The organism is Brevibacterium sp., assembly GCF_022712115.1.
Taxonomy (GTDB): Bacteria; Actinomycetota; Actinomycetes; order Actinomycetales; family Brevibacteriaceae; genus Brevibacterium; species Brevibacterium salitolerans.
This window is the reverse complement of record NZ_JALAHB010000217.1, coordinates 1-18,818: the sequence shown is the minus strand read 5'-3', so window position 1 is coordinate 18,818 and position 18,818 is coordinate 1. Positions and strand designations below refer to the sequence as shown.

Annotated in this window: 19 protein-coding genes; 3 read left to right on the top strand and 16 right to left on the bottom strand. The window is 71.4% G+C overall.

Going from position 1 to position 18,818, the window contains the following annotated elements; genetic code table 11:
• Positions 1-88 precede the first annotated feature (88 nt).
• The gene (locus tag Q0A33_RS16615) at positions 89-772 is read left to right on the top strand and encodes an HNH endonuclease signature motif containing protein (protein ID WP_363316602.1); all 684 of its coding nucleotides are present in this window, start codon (positions 89-91) and stop codon (positions 770-772) included.
• Between the two features lie 53 nt (positions 773-825).
• On the opposite strand, the gene Q0A33_RS12775 is transcribed toward Q0A33_RS16615, so the two are convergent.
• From Q0A33_RS12775 to Q0A33_RS12750, 6 genes are all read right to left on the bottom strand, one after another.
• On the bottom strand, positions 826-1,104 hold the full coding sequence (locus tag Q0A33_RS12775; RefSeq protein WP_291797351.1) for an SHOCT domain-containing protein: 279 nt from the start codon (positions 1,102-1,104) through the stop codon (positions 826-828).
• A 220-nt stretch (positions 1,105-1,324) separates the two neighbouring features.
• The gene (locus Q0A33_RS12770; RefSeq protein WP_291797348.1) at positions 1,325-3,979 is read right to left on the bottom strand and encodes a DEAD/DEAH box helicase; all 2,655 of its coding nucleotides are present in this window, start codon (positions 3,977-3,979) and stop codon (positions 1,325-1,327) included.
• A 4-nt stretch (positions 3,980-3,983) separates the two neighbouring features.
• Positions 3,984-4,802, bottom strand: a complete 819-nt coding sequence (tatC, locus tag Q0A33_RS12765; RefSeq protein WP_344335571.1) for a twin-arginine translocase subunit TatC — start codon at positions 4,800-4,802, stop codon at positions 3,984-3,986.
• Between the two features lie 23 nt (positions 4,803-4,825).
• Positions 4,826-5,116 (bottom strand): twin-arginine translocase TatA/TatE family subunit, encoded by a 291-nt coding sequence (locus Q0A33_RS12760; RefSeq protein WP_291797345.1) that lies wholly within the window; start codon positions 5,114-5,116, stop codon positions 4,826-4,828.
• Positions 5,117-5,218: 102 nt separating this feature from the next.
• Positions 5,219-6,184 carry a WYL domain-containing protein gene (locus tag Q0A33_RS12755; RefSeq protein WP_291797343.1) on the bottom strand — a complete coding sequence of 322 codons (966 nt, stop codon included), beginning with the start codon at positions 6,182-6,184 and terminating at the stop codon, positions 5,219-5,221.
• Positions 6,177-7,190, bottom strand: a complete 1,014-nt coding sequence (locus tag Q0A33_RS12750; protein ID WP_291797340.1) for a WYL domain-containing protein — start codon at positions 7,188-7,190, stop codon at positions 6,177-6,179. Before Q0A33_RS12750 ends, Q0A33_RS12755 begins: the two co-directional genes overlap by 8 nt.
• Positions 7,191-7,218: 28 nt before the next feature.
• On the opposite strand from Q0A33_RS12750, the gene Q0A33_RS12745 reads away from it, so the two are divergent.
• A complete protein-coding gene (locus tag Q0A33_RS12745) occupies positions 7,219-8,397 on the top strand; it encodes a DUF3866 family protein (protein ID WP_291797335.1) in 1,179 nt (392 codons plus the stop codon).
• 31 nt (positions 8,398-8,428) lie between these two features.
• Here Q0A33_RS12745 and Q0A33_RS12740 read toward each other — a convergent pair whose 3' ends face one another.
• The 7 genes from Q0A33_RS12740 to dop all read right to left on the bottom strand — a co-directional run bounded on the left by Q0A33_RS12740 (position 8,429) and on the right by dop (position 14,629).
• Positions 8,429-8,803, bottom strand: a complete 375-nt coding sequence (locus Q0A33_RS12740; protein ID WP_291797332.1) for an FKBP-type peptidyl-prolyl cis-trans isomerase — start codon at positions 8,801-8,803, stop codon at positions 8,429-8,431.
• Positions 8,804-8,860: 57 nt separating this feature from the next.
• Positions 8,861-9,814, bottom strand: a complete 954-nt coding sequence (locus Q0A33_RS12735; protein ID WP_291797329.1) for an FKBP-type peptidyl-prolyl cis-trans isomerase — start codon at positions 9,812-9,814, stop codon at positions 8,861-8,863.
• Positions 9,815-9,891: 77 nt separating this feature from the next.
• On the bottom strand, positions 9,892-11,325 hold the full coding sequence (gene pafA / locus Q0A33_RS12730; protein ID WP_291797326.1) for a Pup--protein ligase: 1,434 nt from the start codon (positions 11,323-11,325) through the stop codon (positions 9,892-9,894).
• A 13-nt stretch (positions 11,326-11,338) separates the two neighbouring features.
• Positions 11,339-12,031 carry a proteasome subunit alpha gene (prcA, locus tag Q0A33_RS12725; protein ID WP_291797323.1) on the bottom strand — a complete coding sequence of 231 codons (693 nt, stop codon included), beginning with the start codon at positions 12,029-12,031 and terminating at the stop codon, positions 11,339-11,341.
• On the bottom strand, positions 12,028-12,837 hold the full coding sequence (prcB, locus tag Q0A33_RS12720; RefSeq protein ID WP_291797320.1) for a proteasome subunit beta: 810 nt from the start codon (positions 12,835-12,837) through the stop codon (positions 12,028-12,030). Before prcB ends, prcA begins: the two co-directional genes overlap by 4 nt.
• Positions 12,834-13,034 (bottom strand): ubiquitin-like protein Pup, encoded by a 201-nt coding sequence (locus Q0A33_RS12715; protein WP_291797317.1) that lies wholly within the window; start codon positions 13,032-13,034, stop codon positions 12,834-12,836. The genes prcB and Q0A33_RS12715 overlap by 4 nt, the downstream gene beginning before the upstream one ends.
• A 56-nt stretch (positions 13,035-13,090) precedes the next feature.
• Positions 13,091-14,629 carry a depupylase/deamidase Dop gene (gene dop / locus Q0A33_RS12710; RefSeq protein WP_291797313.1) on the bottom strand — a complete coding sequence of 513 codons (1,539 nt, stop codon included), beginning with the start codon at positions 14,627-14,629 and terminating at the stop codon, positions 13,091-13,093.
• A gap of 3 nt (positions 14,630-14,632) precedes the next feature.
• Between dop and Q0A33_RS12705 the strand changes: the two genes are divergently transcribed.
• Positions 14,633-15,025: a DUF3054 domain-containing protein gene (locus Q0A33_RS12705; RefSeq protein ID WP_291797308.1), complete on the top strand. Its 393-nt coding sequence runs from the start codon at positions 14,633-14,635 to the stop codon at positions 15,023-15,025.
• A gap of 23 nt (positions 15,026-15,048) precedes the next feature.
• Here the strand turns inward: Q0A33_RS12705 and arc are convergent, their stop codons facing one another.
• From arc to Q0A33_RS12690, 3 genes are all read right to left on the bottom strand, one after another.
• Positions 15,049-16,623, bottom strand: coding sequence for a proteasome ATPase (arc, locus tag Q0A33_RS12700; RefSeq protein WP_291797306.1), 1,575 nt, complete (start codon positions 16,621-16,623; stop codon positions 15,049-15,051).
• Complete coding sequence (locus Q0A33_RS12695) at positions 16,620-17,666, bottom strand: tRNA (adenine-N1)-methyltransferase (protein WP_291797304.1); 1,047 nt, start codon at positions 17,664-17,666, stop codon at positions 16,620-16,622. The genes arc and Q0A33_RS12695 overlap by 4 nt, the downstream gene beginning before the upstream one ends.
• Before the next feature lie 34 nt (positions 17,667-17,700).
• A partial coding sequence (locus Q0A33_RS12690) for a site-2 protease family protein (protein WP_291797299.1) occupies positions 17,701-18,818 on the bottom strand: 1,118 nt, incomplete at its 5' end.

Sequence of the window (18,818 nt, the reverse complement as noted above, 5' to 3'; positions counted from 1 at the left end):
CGACGCCGCCGCTGACACCCCCGCCGAACTCACCGGGATCGGGCCCATCCCCGCCGACACCGCCCGCCAGATCGTCTCTACCCAATCCGTGCTCCACGTGATCCTCACCGACCCCGCCACCGGCACCGTCCTGGACGAGACCGCACACACCTACACGATCCCGGCTAACGTCCGCCGGACAGTGACGGCGAAGCACAAGCAGTGCGCAGCACCGGGCTGCACACGGACCGCGCTGCGTTGCCAGGCCGATCACATTCTGCCGTTCAACCATCTCCTGCCCGCTCAGGGTGGGCTCACGGTGCCGGGGAATCTGCAGCCGTTGTGTCAGCCGTGTCATCAGCTCAAGACCCAGGGCCTCCTCACTGTGAAGAAGGACACTGGGGGTGTGAGTCGGTGGTCGGGACCCTTGGGACGGGAATCCGTGACTCTTGCCCCGCCCAGTCCTTATGAGGTGCAGGCAGCGGTACAGCTTCGGAACCTGCTCCACGAGAAGGCACATGACAGCGGCGCTGCGGACGAGAGCACGTCAACGCGGCAGAGCAGTCCGTCCGTCGGGGGAAACGCGGCGGGTACGACCACGGCGGCAGGTGCAGCTGCGGACACCGGGCCAGTCGGGATCACCGACCAGGGCCCTGGGGATTCTGGATCGGCCGCAGCGCAGACGGCAATGGGTGGGAGCGGTGCTGAGTCGCACCGCATCGACGACACCGGTGCGCAGAGTGGCAGCACCCGGCCTGCAATCTGGAGACAGGACGAAGCACCCCCGTTCTGACGGGGTCCACCGGACCGCGCGGCGAAGGTGCGTGACTCCATCGCCGCAGCAGCTCACTGCAGCAGCCGGCGCTTCTGCTCCTCGAATTCCGTCTGGTAGAGGACACCGGTGCGATGGAGCTCAGCGAGTTTGGCGAGTTCATCTGCCACGGAAGCGCCCCCGCTGAGCGGGGTCGAACCGGTGACACCTGCACCACCGGTCAGTCCAGCCGCACCGGCACTGCGCACCTGCGTGGGGTGAACCGTGTGCGATGAGCTCCGTGAGGCTTTCACCACCACCACGACGATGACTGCCACCACGGCCACGATGACCAGAAACAGCAGCAGAAGCATGAGGAGATGAATGGGCTGTGGTCGCATGAGATGCTCTCTGTCGGTGAGTGGCCCGGGCTGACATGTGGTCGGGACAGACATGTGGCCTGGGTAGGAATGTGGTCGAGACAGGCGCGTAACCGGGTCCGATGCGGGGAACCCGGGTCAACCTGTTTCCGTCATACCGCCCCGAGCCCGCACTCAGCACAGCACAGAAGGGAGCCCGCGCTGTCGCGGACGTTCAGTCCGCGACGACTCCTCTGCGGATGGCCTCCGCCGCCCTGCGCACCCGCTTCGCCGTGTCCGGCGATGCCACGTCCGCGATCTGGCCGAGGATGTCCAGCGTCTGCTTCGCCCAGCGCACGAAGTCCCCCGCGGCGATCCCGGAGCCCCGCAGCGCGGTGTTCAGCGAGGCGCCCTCGGTCCATGCATAGATGCACCGGGCGATCCCGAAGTCCGGCTCCGGGGTCTCCGTCAGCCGCGCATTCGCCTCGAGCTCCGTGACCGTCCGCCACAGGCCGTGGACCTCCAGCACGGCGGCGTCCAGCGCGGCAGTGGGCATCCGCGGCAGCCCGAACGTCCCCTCCTGCCGTGCCGAGTACACGAGCCCGGAGGCCAGGGCGGCGAGCTCAGGCTCGCGCAGCCCGTCGAAGACCTCCCCGCGCACGGCGAGTGCCGTGACGAGATCGCGCTCACCGTAGATCCGCCGCAGCACCCTGCTGTCCGGCAGGAACCCCAACGAGGTGAGCACATCGCAGACCCGCCCGAACACACTCGCGATCGACGCGGTCCTGCCCTCGATCTTCGCACGCAGCGCAGCGGTCTCCGCCTCGAGCTTGTCCGCCCGCTCCGCCCAGCGCGCGTGATGCTCACGGTCCGGACACGAATGACACGGATGTGCGCGGATCTGCTCATGGAGCGCATCGATCCGCCCGCTGTCCTGTCCGGGCCCCTTGCCCGCGCTCTTCGCGCGCGCCAGGGCCGTGGTCGGATCCTCGAGGCGCCCGTTCTCGATCGCCTCGATGAGCACCTCGCCCAGTTGCCGCCGCTGCGCCACCACACGGTGATTGAACTTCTTGGGGAAGCGGATGCGGCCCAGCTTCACCGCCGGCTCCGTCACCTCGTGCGGACGCAGGTGCCAGACGCGACCGGACTCCGTGAGGATGCTGGGCAGACGCGTCTGCGCATCCCGGCTCTGCATGGGCGCGATGACCACCCCGGCCCCCAGCGAACGCTTGGACGGCAGCACGATCACGTCGCCCACACGGAGCAGGCCCAGCGACTCGATGACCTCCCGCTGCTTGAGGCGGGAGCGCGTGCGCTTGGCCTTCTTCTCCTCGACCGTCACCGCCCTGCGGAGCGCGTGGTACTCCGCGAAGTCGCCCCGGTCGCACTGCATGGACTCCCGGTAGCCGGCGATCGCGGTCTCGTTCTTCCGCAGCTTCCGCGCCAGGCCCACCACGCCGGTGTCCGCCTGGAACTGGGCGAACGAGGTCTCCAGCACCCGGCCCGCGTCCTCCCGGCTCATCCGCGCCAGCAGGTTCGCGGCCATGTTGTAGGTGGGGGTGAACCGGCTCCGCAGGGCATAGGTGCGCTTGGACGCCAGCGCCGCGATGTCCGCCACGTCGACGCTGGGGTGCCAGACGACCAGCGCATGCCCCTCCGTGTCGATGCCCCGCCGTCCGGCGCGTCCGGTGAGCTGCGTGTACTCCCCCGGCGTGATCTGCACGTGCGCCTCACCGTTGAACTTCACGAGCTTCTCCAGCACCACGGTGCGCGCCGGCATGTTCACGCCCAGCGCCAGCGTCTCCGTGGCGAAGACGGCGCGGAGGCAGCCCTCTGCGAAGAGGTCCTCGACGACCTCCTTGAACTGCGGGATCATCCCGGCGTGGTGTGCGGCGAAGCCGTGCAGCAGGCCCGTGGAGAAGCTGCCGTAGCCCAGCACGCCCAGGTCCTCCCGCGGCATCTCGTCCAGCAGGGCGTCGAGCCGGGCATGGATGCGCTGCTTCTCCTCCGCGGAGGTGAGATCGACTCCGGCCGTGAGCATCTGCTCGACCGCTTCGTCGCAGCCGTTGCGGGAGAAGATGAAGAAGATCGCCGGCAGCAGGGAGTTCTGGTGCAGCTCCCGCAGGATGTCCAGCCGTGAGGTGCGGCGCAGCCGCAGGCGGGCGGGTGCACCGCCTCTGCCCCGACCTCGGCGTCCGCCTCCCCCGGCAGCGCGCTCCAGCTGCCGGATGGCGCGCACGAGGTCCGGGTCCACGCTGCCGGAGCCGTCCGCCCGGAACAGCCGATGGATGTCGCCGTCGACCATCATGTGGCTGTGGAGCGGGACGGGCCGGTGCTCCGTGACGACCACGTCGAGCCGCCCGCGGACCTCGCGGAGCCAGGCGCCGAACTCCTCCGCATTGGACACCGTGGCGGACAGGCCCACGATGCGCACGTGCGCGGGGAGGTGGATGATGACCTCCTCCCACACCGGCCCCCGGAAGCGGTCGCCCAGATAGTGCACCTCGTCCAGCACGACGAAGCCGAGGTCCTTCAGCGGCTCGCCGGAATAGAGCATGTTGCGCAGGACCTCGGTCGTCATGACGACGATCGGGGCCTCACGGTTGATCGAGGTGTCGCCGGTGAGCAGACCCACCGCCGCCGCGCCGTACCGGGTGGACAGCTCCTGGAACTTCTGGTTGCTCAGCGCCTTGATCGGGGCCGTGTAGAAGACCCTGACATCGCGGCGCATGGCCAGCGCCACGGCGAACTCGGCCACCACCGTCTTGCCGGCCCCGGTGGGCGCACACACGAGGGTGGAGCGACCGGCCTCCAGACTCCTGCAGGCCTCCTGCTGGAACTCGTCCAGCTCGAATCCCAGCGTCGTCTGGAAGTCCGTCAGTGCGCTCATGCGTTCACTCCTCGTCGTCCTCGTCCTCGTCGACCCACAGGCCCTCCGCGATGAGCTTCCTCTTCCGCCGCCGGTCGCCCACGAGGCAGACCAGCCAGGCGGCGAAGAACAGCAGGAGCATGGGGATCGCGAGGAAGAACATGGACATGGCGTCCGGAGCGGGCGTGGCGATCGCGGCGAAGACGAAGACGATGAGCACGACGATCCGCCAGGACTTCCGGATGCGGTCCGCGCTCAGGATGCCCACCATGTTCAGCCCCACCATGAGCACCGGCAGCACGAACGCGCAGCCGAACACCACGGTGATGATCATGACGAAGGTGAGGTAGTCCTGCGCCGGGATGATGTTGGTCGCCCCGCTGGGCGTGAACGACGACAGCGCCTTGACGGCGTTGGGCATCGCGAAGAAGGCCAGTGACGCGCCCACGATGAACAGCGGGATCGCCGCCGCCATGAAGCCGAGGCTGTACCACTTCTCCTTCTTCGTGAGCCCGGGCATGATGAAGGCCCAGATCTGGTAGAGCCAGAACGGCGCCGCGAGCATGATGCCGATGAACAGCGACACCTTGATCTTCATGTCGAACGGCGAGGCGATGCCCGCGTAGTTCAGCTCGGCGACCCTGCCCTCCTGTGCGGCGATCTGCTCGACCGGCGACTGCAGGATGCTGAGCACGGGATCGTAGAGGAACCAGCCCGCCACCGCTGCGAGGATCACCACGATCGCGGCCGCGAAGAGACGATTCCGCAGCTCGATGAGGTGCCCGCCCAGGGACATGCGCTTCTCCGGGTTCGCGCGCCTGCCGCCCGCCTTCTCCTTCTTCACCACCTGTCAGTCTTCGCTCGGACTCACTGGTCCCGGCGGCGCTCGTCGTCGCGCGCGGGCTCCGAGCTCGTCTCCGAGCCGCGGGTGACGTCGTCGACGGTCGGGGCCGAGGAGGTGCGGTTGAGGGGCTTCGCGGGCCGCTCGTCGTCCTCGTCCTCATCGTCCTTGCTGTCGCCGCGCAGGTCGTCCACCTCGGACTTGAAGACCTTGAGGGACTTGCCGATGCTCTTCGCGATGCTCGGCAGCTTGGGCGCACCGAAGATCAGGAGGATCACGATGAGGAGGATGATGAAGTGAACGGGCTGTGGTCGCATTCGACTCTCCTTGTATGGATCTGCTCGGCGACAGTCTAGTGGGCAGTGGGAAGGCGGACGTACTCGACTGCATTCCGGTGCGGGGTTCCGCGCCGCGGCGCGTCATCCGCCGTAGAGCCGCAGCGCCTCCTCCGCAGCGGCGGCGGCCTCGGCCGCGAGCTCCGGGGGCTCGGCCCTCATCACCCCGCGCCCGTAGGCGGTGAGCAGACGGCGGGCCCAGTCCCAGCCGGCGCCGGGGAGGTCCACCGCGACCGTGCCGGGCCCGGCCGCGTCGTGGGTGAGGCCGCACTCCGGAGCCGAGGCCGCGAGCTCGTCCGCGAGCCAGGCCGCCTCCGGGCGGAGCACCAGACGCAGATGCGCCTTCCGGCCCTCGGGACGGACCTGCTGCGGGCCCCGCGCGGGAGCCTCGGCGTCCGGCGGGGCGGGCACGGGGTCGGCCGAGCGGATCCGCTCGACGGCGAAGGACCGCTCGCCGCCGGAGGAGTGGCAGTGGGCGTCGAGGTACCAGGTGCGGCCCAGGCGCAGGCGGTGGGGTGTGACGGTTCTCACGGTCAGCTCGTCCCGGCTGGGCACGTAGTACTGCAGGCGCAGGGCCGTGCCGTCGCGTAGCGCCGCGCTGAGGACGGCGCCGAGCCGGGGCTCGATGGTGGGCGGCGCGAGGTCGAGGAGCCCACCGGCACCGGGCTCACCCGCGGCGGAGACCGCTGCCCGCGTGAGCTTGTCACGGACGGCTGCGACGGTCTCCGGTGCCGCCGCGGTGCCCGGGGCCAGGTGCTCGAGCGCCAGGCGGAGGCTCGTCGCCTCGTGCGAGCTCAGGCGCACCGGGACGGAGACCTCGTCCGCGTTGTCCACGTAGACGCGGCCGTCGGACCATTCGGCCTCGATGAGGTCGTCCGGCAGGTGCCCGGGGCGGCCGGTGACGAAGAGCAGTTCGAGGTCGTCGACGATCTGCTCCTCGCTCACCTGGAAGCGTGCCGCGAGCTCCTCCAGCGTGGTGCCCGGACGACGGGTGAGGAACGGGACGAGGCCCAGGAGCCGGGAGAGCCGGTCGGAGGCGCGCTCAGGCATGCATCGCTCCCTGCAGTGCGGCGGCGGTGTCCGCCAGCAGCCGGCGGTGCCGCTCGCGGAGCTCCGCCGGCGCGACGACGAGGACGGACGGGGTGAATTCGAGCAACCGTTCGGCGAAGCGTGCGGGGTCGTCGACGGCGAGCTCCCACCCCTCCCAGCCGGCCGGAGCGGAGGATTCGGCCGGCAGGGCATGCGGGGTGCCCGCTTCCCGCAGGGGCAGCGCGCGCTCCGGGGCGAGGGCGAGCAGGGCGCGTGCGGCCTCGGCGGGCGGCGCCGCATCCAGGCCCTCGCGGAGGAAGTGCTCCGCGGCGGAGAAGTCCGCCGGGATCGCGTAGTCGCCGTCGCGCCGGCGCGGCACGCGGGTGACACGGCCGGAGATCCTGCTGAGCCGGAACGCGCGGATCGCGTCCCGGTCGAGGTCGCGGCCCATGACGTAGGAGCGTGCACCGCGGGTGAGGAGCGCATACGGCTCCAGCCGGCGCCGCGCGGCGGTGCCGCCGGGCCTGCGGTAGTCGAAGGACACGGCCCGCCGCGCCTCGAGCGCCCGGACGAGATCGGCGAAGACGCTCCCGGCCAGGGCGCCCGGCAGCCGGGCGGCGACCTCGGGCCGACCTCCGGCGAAGTCCGCACCCAGCCCCCGGAGCTTGTTGAGCGCGGCGTCCGCATCCGCGGAGAAGGCGGTCCCCTCCAGCAGCGTCCGGCTCACCGCGAGCAGCGCGGCCTCCTCCGGGGTGAAGTCGATCTGTGTGAGGGCGTAGTCCGCGTCCTCGATCCGATAGCCGTAGGCGGACTCACCACCGGGCGAATCGCTCCAGTCCGCGGTGCGGATGCGGATGCCCAGATCCGTGAGCGCCTGCTTGTCGCGGCTGAACTGGCGGTCGAACGCCTGCTCGTCGAGCTCGCGGTAGTCGGGGATGGCGGTGCGGATGCGCTCACGGCCCACCCAGCCGCGGGACGCGCGGAGGGCGATGAGCAGGTTCAGCAGCCGCTCTGTCTGACGACGCACTCGGGACACGTCCCCTACAGTACTCATCATGATCCATTGGCGTCGCGCGACAGTCCGCACAGTGCTCTCCGACCGCTCCGGCGTGAGGGAGGTGACAGCCGCGCTCACCGAGCCGCTGCCGGGGCGGGAAGAGACCGCCGAGGCCGGCGCGGGCGAGGTCCGCGCGCTGGCATACACGGACCTCGTGGGCGTGCCGGAGCCCGGGGACGCCGTCCTCCTCAACGTCTCCGCGCTGGCGCGAGGGCTGGGCACGGGCGGCTTCGCCCTCGTGGCCGCCCTGCCGGAGAGGCTGCCGGCCGATCCTCCCCCGGGCCCCGGCCACCTCGTGAAGGACCGCTACTCGCCGCTGCAGACGATGGTGCTGGGAGTGGACGACCAGGAGTCGGCCCACCACGAGACGCTGAAGTCCGCGAGTTCGCTGGGCGGCGTCCCCGTCGTCGTCGCGGATCTCCACTCCGCCGTCCCCGCGATCGCGGCGGGCATCCTCGCCGACCGCCCGCAGGCCCGCATCGCCTACGTGATGACGGACGGCGCGGCACTCCCCCTGCAGTTCTCACAGGCGGTCCAGGTGCTGCAGGAGGCCGGCGTGATCGCCTCCACCGTGACGGTCGGACAGGCCCACGGCGGCGATCACGAGGCGGTCACCGTGCACACGGGGCTGCTGGCGGCCGTGCACGTGGCCGGGGCGGACGCCGTCATCGTCGCCCAGGGCCCGGGCAACCTCGGCACCGGCACGCCCTACGGCTTCTCCGGACTGGTGGTGGGCGACCACCTCAACGCCGTGGGGCTGCTGGGCGGCACGCCGCTCGCCGCACTGCGGATGTCGCAGGCGGATGCGCGTGAGCGCCACCTGGGGATCTCCCACCACACGCTCACCGCCGTGGGCGAGGTCGCGCGTCCCGGCGCCGTGATGCCCGTGCCGCGGCTGGACACGCTCACCGGTGCGGAGGCCGCGCGCGCCCGCGACTGGGGTCAGGAGCAGGCGTGGACCGCACCCGAGGCCGTCCTCCCCGCCCGCATGGAGGAGCAGACGGCACAGCTCACCGCAGCCGGTCACGTCCGTGAGGACGTGGACCTGGCGGGTCTGCTGAATGCGCTCGAGGCCTCGCCCGCTCGCATGTCCACGATGGGACGGGGGCTGGATCGAGACCTCGTGGCATTCCTCGCCGCAGCGGCCGCGGGACGAGCCGCCGCGGCGAGGATCTGAGCGCTCGGGTGCGCAGCGCTGCGAGCTCCGCTCAGCCGACCTGCTCGAGGTCGCAGACGAAGATCAGGCTCTCGTTCGGGCCGATCGCGCCGGGCACGCCGTTCGGGCCGTAGGCGAGGTGGGGCGGGATCCGCAGCGTGCGGCGCCCGCCCACCTTCATGCCGGTGACTCCCTGGTCCCAGCCGGGGATGACCATGCCCACGCCCAGCTTGAACTGGAGCGGTGCGCCGCGGTTGTAGGAGGCGTCGAACTCCTCGCCGGTGGAGAAGGCCACGCCCACGTAGTGGACGGCGACGGTGTCACCGGGCTTCGCCTCGGCTCCGGTCCCCTCGACCTCCTCGACGATCTCCAGCTCCGTGGGTGCGGTCTCGCCGGGGAAGTCGATGACGGGCTTCTGCTTGCTCATGGGGGCTCCTTGCCTCAGGGGTGTGGTCCGGGATGAGTGGTGTCAGTGCGTGCGGGCTCAGCCGACCGCACTGAGGATGTCGCCGACGAAGACGCGCGTCGCGCCGCCGGGGATGCTGGGCGGGCTGCCGTTCTCGCCGTAGCCCTTGTCCGGCGGCACGACGAGGACCACCTGCGAGCCGACCTTCTGGCCCACGAGGCCCTCGTTCCAGCCGGCGATGACCTGTCCCTGGCCCACGTTCTGCACGGAGAACGGCTCACCGCGCTCCCACGAGGAGTCGAAGGGCTCCGCCGCGTCGTCCCACAGCCAGCCGGTGTAGTGGACCGTGACGTTCTGTCCGGCCTCCACCTCCGGCCCCTCGCCCTCGATCGCGTAGGCGGTCTCGAGCTCCGTGGGGGCCTCGCCGCTGGGCTGTTCGATGGACGGTGCGCCGTCCTCGCCGCGAGTGACGGCCGGGAACCCCTCGGGCAGGTCCCTCTCCTCTCCCTCGGCACGCTCGAGCGGCTCCGGGATGTCGTCCACCCCGTCGATGTCGATGACGTAGAGGAGGGTCTCGGGCGCCGCACCGGACTGCGCGGGGCCGTTGAGGGCGAGCAGCACGCGGGAGCCCACCTTCTCCCCCACCACGGCGTCGAACAGCCCCTGGTTGATCTGCTCCCTGTCCGTGGGGAAGCCGGAGGCCTGCTCGGAATCGTACGAGGACTCCACGACCTCGCCCGAGGTGCCGGAGACCAGCGTCATGTGCGCGGTCACCTGCATCCCCTCCTCGACCTCCTCGCCGTCGCCTTCCTCGACGACGGTGGAGGCGGTCTCCTCGACGGCCAGCGGGGCCTCGAACTCGACCGTGGGCTCGGTGCCCGCGTCCCCGCTCACGGTCACGTCGTCCAGGGACGTGGACTTGGGGTCCACCTCCGTCGCGGCGGGTGACTCCGCCGGTGTCGATTCGTCCGCGCTGCACGCGGAGAGGACGAGCACCGCGGCCGCAGCGGCGCTGAGCACGGTTCTCTTCACAGTACTGCCGTCTTTCTCACAGGGGGTGTCCCTTCCGGGTCGTTGTCAGGATCTGCGTGTCTGGTGGTCTCGACCCCTCAGGGTCTCATACGGGCATCCGGATCAGCATCTGCTGAGAGTGCGGCGATGAGCGCCTCCGCCCGCTCGCTCTCGTGCGCGAACGGGTCCTTGAGGACCACGGCCCGGCCGGCCTGGTCGTTGACGCGCAGGTGGACCCAGTCCACCGTGAAGTCGCGTCTGGCCGCGTGCGCGGCGGAGACGAACCGCCCGCGCAGACGGGCACGGGTGGTGGCGGGCGGGGTCTCCACGGCGGCGTCGACGGCAGCCGGGCCCACGACCGTCTGCACCCGGCCGGAGGCTTCGAGCGAGTTCAGCAGCCCCGCGCCCGGCGTGATGTCGTGGTAGGCGACGTCCAGGCGCGCGAGGCGGGGATCCGAGAAGTCCGCGCCGGAGCGCTCGAGGTAGCGGTCCATGAGCGCCTTCTTCGCCACCCAGTCGATCTCGCCGGCCATGGACGAGACGTCCCCGGACTCGAGGGCCGTGAGCATACGGGTCCAGCGGTCGAGGACCCGGGCGGCCACGGCGTCGTCCCCGAGGGAGTGGTCCCCGCGCTCCACGAGCGCCCGGGCGTGTTCGAGGTAGGTCCGCTGCAGCTGCAGGGCGGTGCGCGTCCCTCCCGCCGCGCTCTCCAGCACGGTGGACCCGCTGAGGTCGCGGGCGAGCAGGCGGATGTCGCGGATGGGATGGCGCAGCGAGAGGTCCCCCATCGGCACACCCGTCTCGATGAGGTCGAGGACGAGGCCGGCGGAGCCGACCTTGAGCTCCGTGGTGGGCTGGAGCATGGAGGAGTCGCCGACGATCACGTGGAGGCGGCGGTACTGCTCCGCGTCCGCGTGCGGTTCGTCGCGCGCGTTGATGATGGGGCGCGAGCGCGTGGTCGCCGACGACACGCCCTCCCACATCACGTCCGAGCGCGCGGAGAGCCCGAACACCGTGCCGCCGGCGCCCTGGTCCTGCGGTGAGAGGCTGGGCGCGGCCGGGATGAGGGCTCCCGCCCCCACGATCAGCTGGCGGGTGACGAGGAAGGGTAGCAGCGTGGTGGTGAGCCTGCTGAAGTCCATCGACCTGCGGATGAGGAAGTTCTCGTGGCTGCCGTAGGAGTTGCCCGCGGAGTCCGTGTTGTTCTTCACCAGGTGGGCCGTGCCGTCATGGCCGTCGGCGGTCAGCGCGCCCTGCGCCCGCGCAAGCAGATCGGCGAGGATCCGGTTGCCCGCCGCGTCCTGCGCGACGAGATCGGTGAGCGCGTCGCACTCGGCGCTCGCATACTCTGGATGGGAGCCGACGTCCAGGTAGAGCCGGGCGCCGTTGGGCAGGAACACGTTGGACGAGCGCCCCCACTCCACCACCGGCCGGAAGAGGTAGCGCGCCACCTCCTCCGGCCCCAGCCGGCGGGTGGTCCCCGCCGTGTAGGCGATCCCGTACTCGGTCTCCAGGCCGAAGATCCGCTTCATGGGCGCTGTCCTCTCACTTCTGTCCGGTTCGCTTCTGTCCGACCGCGGACAGCCTGCGGAACGTGCGGTGGCCACTCGCGTGCCGGTCCAGCAGCGCGGCCTCGAGCCGCCCGGACCCGGACCCCTGCGGGGCGTCCGGGAGCATGGCGGCCCGGCCCGCCTCCAGAGCGTCCGCGAGGCCCAGGCCGGAGAGATCCGCGCCGGCGGCCTCGAGCCGGGCCGTGATGGACTCCGCGCCCCCGCCGAGGGCGACCCGGCCGTGGGCGTCGGCGATCGAGCCGTCGTAGGAGATGCGGAACAGGCCGTCCTCGGCCGGGGTCTCCCCCAGCTCCGCGACGACGAGCTCCACCTCGTAGGGCTTCTGCGCATTGGTGAAGACGCCGGCGAGCGTCTGCGCATAGGCGTTCGCCAGCCCCCGCGCGGTGACGTCGGAGCGCTCGTAGGAGTAGCCGCGCAGGTCCGCGTAGCGCACACCCGCCTGCCGCAGCCCCTCGAACTCGTTGTACTTGCCCACGGCGGCGAAGCCGATCCGGTCGTAGATCTCCGCGATCTTGCGCAGGCTGGGCGAGGCGTTCTCCGCGAGCAGCAGGATGCCGTCCGCACAGCTGAGCACGAGCACGGAGCGGCCGCGGGCGATCCCCTTGCGGGCGAACTCGGCCCGGTCCTTCATGAGCTGTTCGGGCGGGACGTAGAAGGGGACGCTCATCGTTCCTCCGCCTCCTCACGGCGCCGGCGGGCGACGGCCGCCGCCTGCGCCAGCACGTCGGCCTCCGGGATGCGCCGCTCGCCCGCCGCGTCGACCATGCGGATCACGGGTGCGATCCCGCGCACCAGGTCTGCGCCGCCGGTGGCGGCGTCGTCCTCCGCGGCGTCCGCCAGCGCCTCGAGCGCGGCCTCGACCGCTTCCGCGGTCGTGAGACCGGGCTGCCAGAGGCGGCGCAGGGCGGAGCGGGCGGGACCGGCACCGGAGCCGATCGCATGCCAGCTGACCTCCTCGTACTTGCCGCCCGTCACATCGAAGCTGAAGATGCGTCCCGTCGCGGCGTCCCCGTCCGCCGCGGCCTTCTCCACCCCTGCGAACAGCGGGAGGACAGCAAGGCCCTGCAGGGCGAGGCCCAGCTGCGAACGGAGCATGGCGGCGAGGCGGTTGGCCCTGCCCTCCAGCGACAGCGGGGCGCCCTCGATCTTCTCGTAGTGCTCGAGCTCCAGCTGGAACAGCCGGATGAGTTCGAGCGCCAGCCCGGCCGTCCCGGCGATGCCGATCACCGATTCCGCGTCCGCCCGGTGGACCTTCTCGATCCTGCGGTGGGCGATCTGGTTCCCCGCGGTGGCGCGGCGGTCACCGGCCATGAGCACGCCCTCGGCGGTGCGCAGCGCGAGGACCGTCGTGCCCTCCGGCACCGCGGTCGCGTGCTGCCCGGGCAGCGGCAGGGCCTCGGGCCGCAGCCGGGAGACCAGATCGAAGAACGACGAGGAGGTCGCGGAGAGGAAAGCGGGTTCGAATCCGCTCACTGGCCGCCCTTCTGCACGAAGTTGCGGACGAACTCCTCCGCATTGGACTCCAGCACGGAGTCGATGTCGTCGAGGATCGAGTCCACGGCGGAGGTCTCCACCTGCGTCTGGGCCTGCGGGGCGAGCGGGCCTGAGTCCTCCGGGAGGTCCGGCCGCTCGCTGCGGTCCTTGTGGGCCTGTTCGCTGCTGCTGCTCATCTCTTACCTTCGCTCTCGGCTCGTACTGCTCTCGGGGAAGCTGCTCTCACGGAAGTCTAGTCCCGCGCCCGTGCGCCGGTGAGCGCGTCCGCGAGCTCGTCGACCGTGGCCGCTGAGTCCACCACGTCGCCCACCGCCGCCCGCGTGCTCTCCTCCGGACCGCCCTGGCTGATCCGCGTCATCTGCCCGTCGCTGCGCTCGAGCACCAGCGACTCCCAGGACGCCGCGACGACCTGCCGCGGGAAGCGCCGCGCGGCACCGCCGCGCACATGGGCGCGGGTGGACTCCGGCGCCCGGGCCACGGCCGCGGCGACCTCCGCGTCCGTCGTGAGACGGCGGATCCTGCCGGCGGCCTCGAGGCGGTAGAAGAGGCCCTTCTCTGGCCGCACGTCCGAGTACTGCACGTCCACGAGCTGCATCTTGGGATCGTCCCAGCGCAGGCCGCGGGCGCGGTAGCCCTCCAGCAGCGCGAGCTTGGCGACCCAGTCGATGTCCGCGGACAGGCTCAGCGGATCCGTCTCCAGGCCGGTGAGGAAGCGGTCCCACTCGGCCAGCACCTCGGCGGTGTCCGCGTCCGGGCCCTCCCCCGCGGCGGCGCGCGCGGCGTCGAGGTAGAGCCGCTGGATCTCCAGGGTAGAAAGCGTGCTGCCGTCGGCCAGCGGCAGGCGCGCGCCGAGGCCGAGGTCGCGGCTGACCGTCTGCAGGGCGGTCACCGGGTCCGCGAGCGTGAGCTGCGGACAGCGCCCGGACTCGATGAGGCCGAGGACGAGCGAGGTGGTGCCCATCTTCACGAGCATCGCCGGCTCCGCCAGGGTCGCGTCGCCGATGATGACGTGGAGCCGGCGCCAGCGGTGGGCGTCCGCGTGCGGCTCGTCCCGGGTGTTGACGATGGGCCGCCGCAGGGTGGTCTCCAGCCCCACCTGCTCCTCGAAGAAGTCCGCGCGGGAGGAGATCTGGAAGCCGGGCTCCTCCGCGTTCCGCCCCAGTCCCACGCGGCCGGCGCCGCAGAGCACCTGCCGGGTGACGAAGAACGGCAGCAGCCCGGCGACCAGGTCCTCGAAGTCCGTCTCCCGGGTGACGATGTAGTTCTCGTGGGTGCCGTAGGAGGAGCCCTTGGAGTCCGTGTTGTTCTTGTAGAGCGTCACGGGTTCGCGGGTGCCGGCCAGCGCCCGCACGCTCGCCTCCGCGATCCGGTCGCCGGCGCGGTCGAAGAGGACGGCCTCGCGCGGGGTCATGACCTCCGGCGAGGAGTACTCGGGGTGGGCGTGGTCCACGTAGTAGCGGGCGCCGTTGGGCAGCACCACGTTCGCGAGGTACTGGGCGTCCGGCTGCGCCTCCGGCAGATGCGTGAGCTGGGTGAGGTCCGCGTGCGCCTCGCTCATGAGGAAGCCGCGTGCGTCCGCGAGCGGCGACTCGCCGGAGAAGTCCCAGAAGGCCTGCGCGGACTTCAGCCCCAGCGGGGCGGCGTAGGCGTCCACGACACGCGCGGAGTCGCGCATCGGGTTGGCGTGCGGCCGGCCCGGCTGGCTGATGCCGAACTCGGACTCCGTGCCCATGGCACGGGCCACCCGCAGGGGTGCGGTCTCTACAATCATGGTGTGGCCTCCAAGAAACCCTCGCATATCGTCCTCGCCCTCGTCCTCGACCTCGTGCTCGTCGCGGCCTTCGTCGTGGTGGGGCACTATCAGCACTATCGCAGCTTCGACCCCGTCGCGCTCGTCCAGACCGCCTGGCCCTTCCTCGCCGCCCTCGCCGTCGCCTGGCTGCTCACCCGGGTGTGGGACCGCCCTCTCGCCCCGCTGGCCACGGGTGCCGGGGTCTGGGCGATCACCGTCCTGCTCGGCATGGTGATCCGGTTCCTGGGCACCGGCGCCAGCGTGGCGGAGCCGTTCCTCGTCGTCGCGACCGCGCTGAATTTCGTCACCCTCGTGGGCTGGCGCACGATCGCGAGCATCGCGGTGGGCGGGTCCGGGAAGGGCGGCCGGAAGTAGCCTTCCCCGCCGGAGCGGCGCGCTCAGTCGTGCTGCACCGTCTCCAGCTCCACGATGCGTGCGCCCTTGCGGCCGGAGATCCGCGCCCACTCGTCCGGGTTGGAGGTGTTGGGCAGGTCCTCGTGCTCCGCGAACTCCTCCGCGACCGCACGGTCGAAGTGCTCCCAGCCCAGCCCGCGCACGCCGGTGGCGAGCAGGTCCTTGATCGCGTGCTTCTTGGCGCGGTCGACGATGTTGGACACCATCGCGCCCGAGGCGAAGTCCGCGTAGTGGAGCACCTCCCGGGTGCCGTCCGCATAGGTGACCCGGACGAACTCGTTCTCCGGCGTCCGCGCGAACATCCGCTCCACGATCCTCTCGATGAGGCCGGGGATGCCGAGGTCCCGCAGCTCCTCGCGGTAGGGCAGCGCCTCCGTCACGTACTTCGAGAAGATGTCCTTCGCGCCCTCCGGATCCGGGCGCTCGATGCGGATCTTCACGTCGAGCCGTCCCGGCCGCAGGATCGCGGGGTCGATGAGGTCCTCGCGGTTGGAGGCGCCGATCACGATGACGTTCTCCAGCTTCTCCACGCCGTCGATCTCCGCCAGCAGCTGCGGCACGATCGTGGTCTCCACGTCCGAGGACTTGCCCGTGCCGCGCGTGCGGAACAGCGACTCCATCTCGTCGAAGAAGACCACCACGGGGCTGCCGGCCGTGGCCTTCTCCCGCGCCCGGGCGAAGATGATGCGCAGCTGGCGCTCCGTCTCCCCCACGTACTTGTCCAGCAGCTCCGGACCCTTGACGTTGATGAAGTAGCTCTTGGCGTGGGGGTCCTTCCTGCGCGAGGACAGCGAATGCGCCACGGCCTTGGCGATGAGCGTCTTGCCGCAGCCGGGGGGACCGTAGAGCAGGATGCCCTTGGGCGGCTTGAGGCCGTGCTCCGTGAAGAGCTCCGGGTGCTCGAAGGGCATCTCCACGGCGTCCTTGATCTGCCCGATCTGCGCGGCGAGTCCGCCGATGTCCGCGTAGGAGATCGAGGGGATCTCCTCGAGCAGCAGCGTCTGCACCTCCGGCTTGTCCACCACCTCGAAGGCGAACTGCGTGCGGCGGTCCACGAGGACGGCGTCGCCCACCCGCACGCCGCGCGTGCGTAGGGCGTCCGTGAGGCGGTAGACGAGCTCCTCGTCGTTGGGTCCGCCCACCAGCACCCGCTCGCCGTCGGGAAGCAGTTCGCGCACCGGCGCCACGTCGCCCACGCCGCGGCCCGAGGCGGCGTCGATGACGACGAGGCCCTCGGACAGGCGCACCTCGGCTCCGGGCACGAGCGCGGAGGACTCGACCTCGGGAGCGGCGGCCAGGCGCATGCGCCGGCCGGAGGCGAGCACCTCGACGGTGCGCGCCTCGCCGCTGCCGCGCGGCGCCGACAGCACCGTGCCGAAGGTGTTGGGCGGCTCCGAGAGGGCCGCCACCTCCTCCTTGATGCGGGTGAGCTCCTCGCGCGCGCCGCGCAGCGTCTTCGTGAGCGTCTCGTTGCGCTTGCCGGCGGCGACCAGCTGCTGCCGCATCATCGCGTTCTCGCGGCGGAGCCTGACCGCCTCGTCCACCGTCTCCTGCGTCATTCCTCGTCCCCTCCTGCGGGCTCTGGGCTCTCACCAGCCTGCTCCGCTTCGATCCGCGCGCGCGTGCCCGTCTGCCGTATGAGACGGCGGAGCTTCTTGGGGGTGGCCGTGCGCTGGCCGATCGCGTGCTCCGTGACCTCGGGGTCGAACCACGCGCTCCGGTCGGCCTCCGTGGGCTCGGTGCCCTGCGGCCGGCGCGTGCGCTCGAGCGGGGCGGCCTCCGGCGCCATCCGGCGGGCGAAGAGGAGGAACCCGGTGTGTCCGATCATCCGGTGCTCGGGCCGCACGGCCAGGCCCTCGAGGTGCCAGTCGCGGACCATCGACTCCAGCGCGCGGGGCTCGGCGAAGAGGCCCGAGGCGCGCACGGCCTCGGCGGTCCGGGACAGCTGCGAGGCGGTCGCGACGTAGCAGACGAGCATGCCGCCGGCGGTGAGCGCCGTCGCGGCGGCCTCCACGCACTCCCACGGTGCGAGCATGTCGAGGACCACGCGGTCCACGCTGCCGGCCTCCACCGCGGCGGGCAGCTCCTCCACGAGGTCGCCCACCGTGCACTGCCAGGCCGGGTGCTCCTGACCGAAGAAGTCCGCGATGTTGCCCGCGGCGATCGTGGCGAACTCCTCGCGGCGTTCGAAGGAGTGGACGGAGCCGGTGTCGCCCACCGCGCGGAGGAGGGCGAGCGTGAGTGCGCCGGAGCCCACGCCGGCCTCCACCACGCGGGCGCCGGGGAAGACGTCGCCCAGCGTGGTGATGAGGGCCGAGTCCTTGGGGTAGACGACGGCGGCGCCGCGGGGCATGGAGAGGACGAAGTCCTCGTAGCTGGGCCGCATCGCCTGGTGCTCCACGCCGCTCGTGCTCGCGACGACGCAGGCGGGCGGAGCGCCGATGAGGTCGTCGTGCTCGATCCAGCCCCGGTGGGTGTGGAACTGGTCTCCGGGCTTCAGCACGATCGTGTTGAGGCGTCCCCGGGGGTCCGTCAGCTGGACCTTGTCGCCGGGTCGGAAGGGTCCGCGGCGCAGATCCGCGCCGATAGCTGTCTCATCCATTCCGCCCACTCTACTGGGCGCAGGTACAGCGGCTCTAATGCGCGAGCAGCTCGTCGAAGAACTCCTGGAGGTCGACGAAGCCCACGAGGGCCTCCCCCTGCATGATGAGGCAGAACGCCGCCTTGGGGCGGTGGGTGAGCGATTCGAGCAGGTGCGGGGCGGTGATGTCCGCCGGTGCTCCGATCCACGGCCCCAGCGGGCGGGTGAACTCATGGACCTGGCGGCCGGTGCCCGCGTGGCCGGCGGCGGCCTGGCGGTTGACGAGGCCGTTGGGCAGCCCCTGTTCGTCGAGGACGACGATGAGCGGCTGCCGGCCGGTGTGCGGGTCCGTGTAGGTGAGGGCGGAGTCCAGGGGTGCGTCCCAGGACGCCGCGATCGCCGGCTGGATCACCCGCCGCATGTCGTAGGTCTCGACGCGCCGGGCCTGCGTGGCGTGCTTGGCGGCGTCCGAGGCGGAGAACCAGACCATCGCCGCGATCGCGGCCGTCCAGCCCACTGTGACGAGGTCCGGCCGCTGCCCCTGCACGAGCGGGGCGAGCAGCGCGACGACGACGAAGCCCACCGCGATGAGACGGCCGAACCAGGCTGCGGCGATGGTCCCGGCGTAGGGGCTGCCGGTGAAGCGCCAGAACACGGCCTGCAGGGCCCAGCCGCCGTCCAGCGGGATCCCCGGCAGGAGGTTGATGGCGCCGAGGATGAGGTTGGCGAAGGTGAAGCCGAACAGCAGCAGCCAGGGCACCGAGCCCTGCGGGAGCGCGTCGAGCACGAGCCAGCCCAGGCCGCCGAGGACCAGGTTGACCACCGGTCCGATCACGGAGATGGTGAAGCTCACCCAGGCCGCACGGGGGGAATCCGGCTCCGTGCGGGGCTCGAACCGCGTGAAGCCTCCCCAGACGTTGAGCTCGATCGCCGCGACACGGTAGCCGAAGAGCCGCCCGGTCACGCCGTGGGCGAGCTCGTGGAGGAAGACGGAGCCGAACAGCACGACGGAGAAGAGGAGGCCCACCACCCAGCTGAGCCAGCCGAGGTCCGGGCGGACCCGGGCCACCCACGGGCTGACGAGCACGGCGATGACGCCGGCGGCGATGAACCACGACCAGGCCAGGAGGACGGGGGCGCCGAGCACGCTGCCCAGGCGCAGTCCCTGCGAGG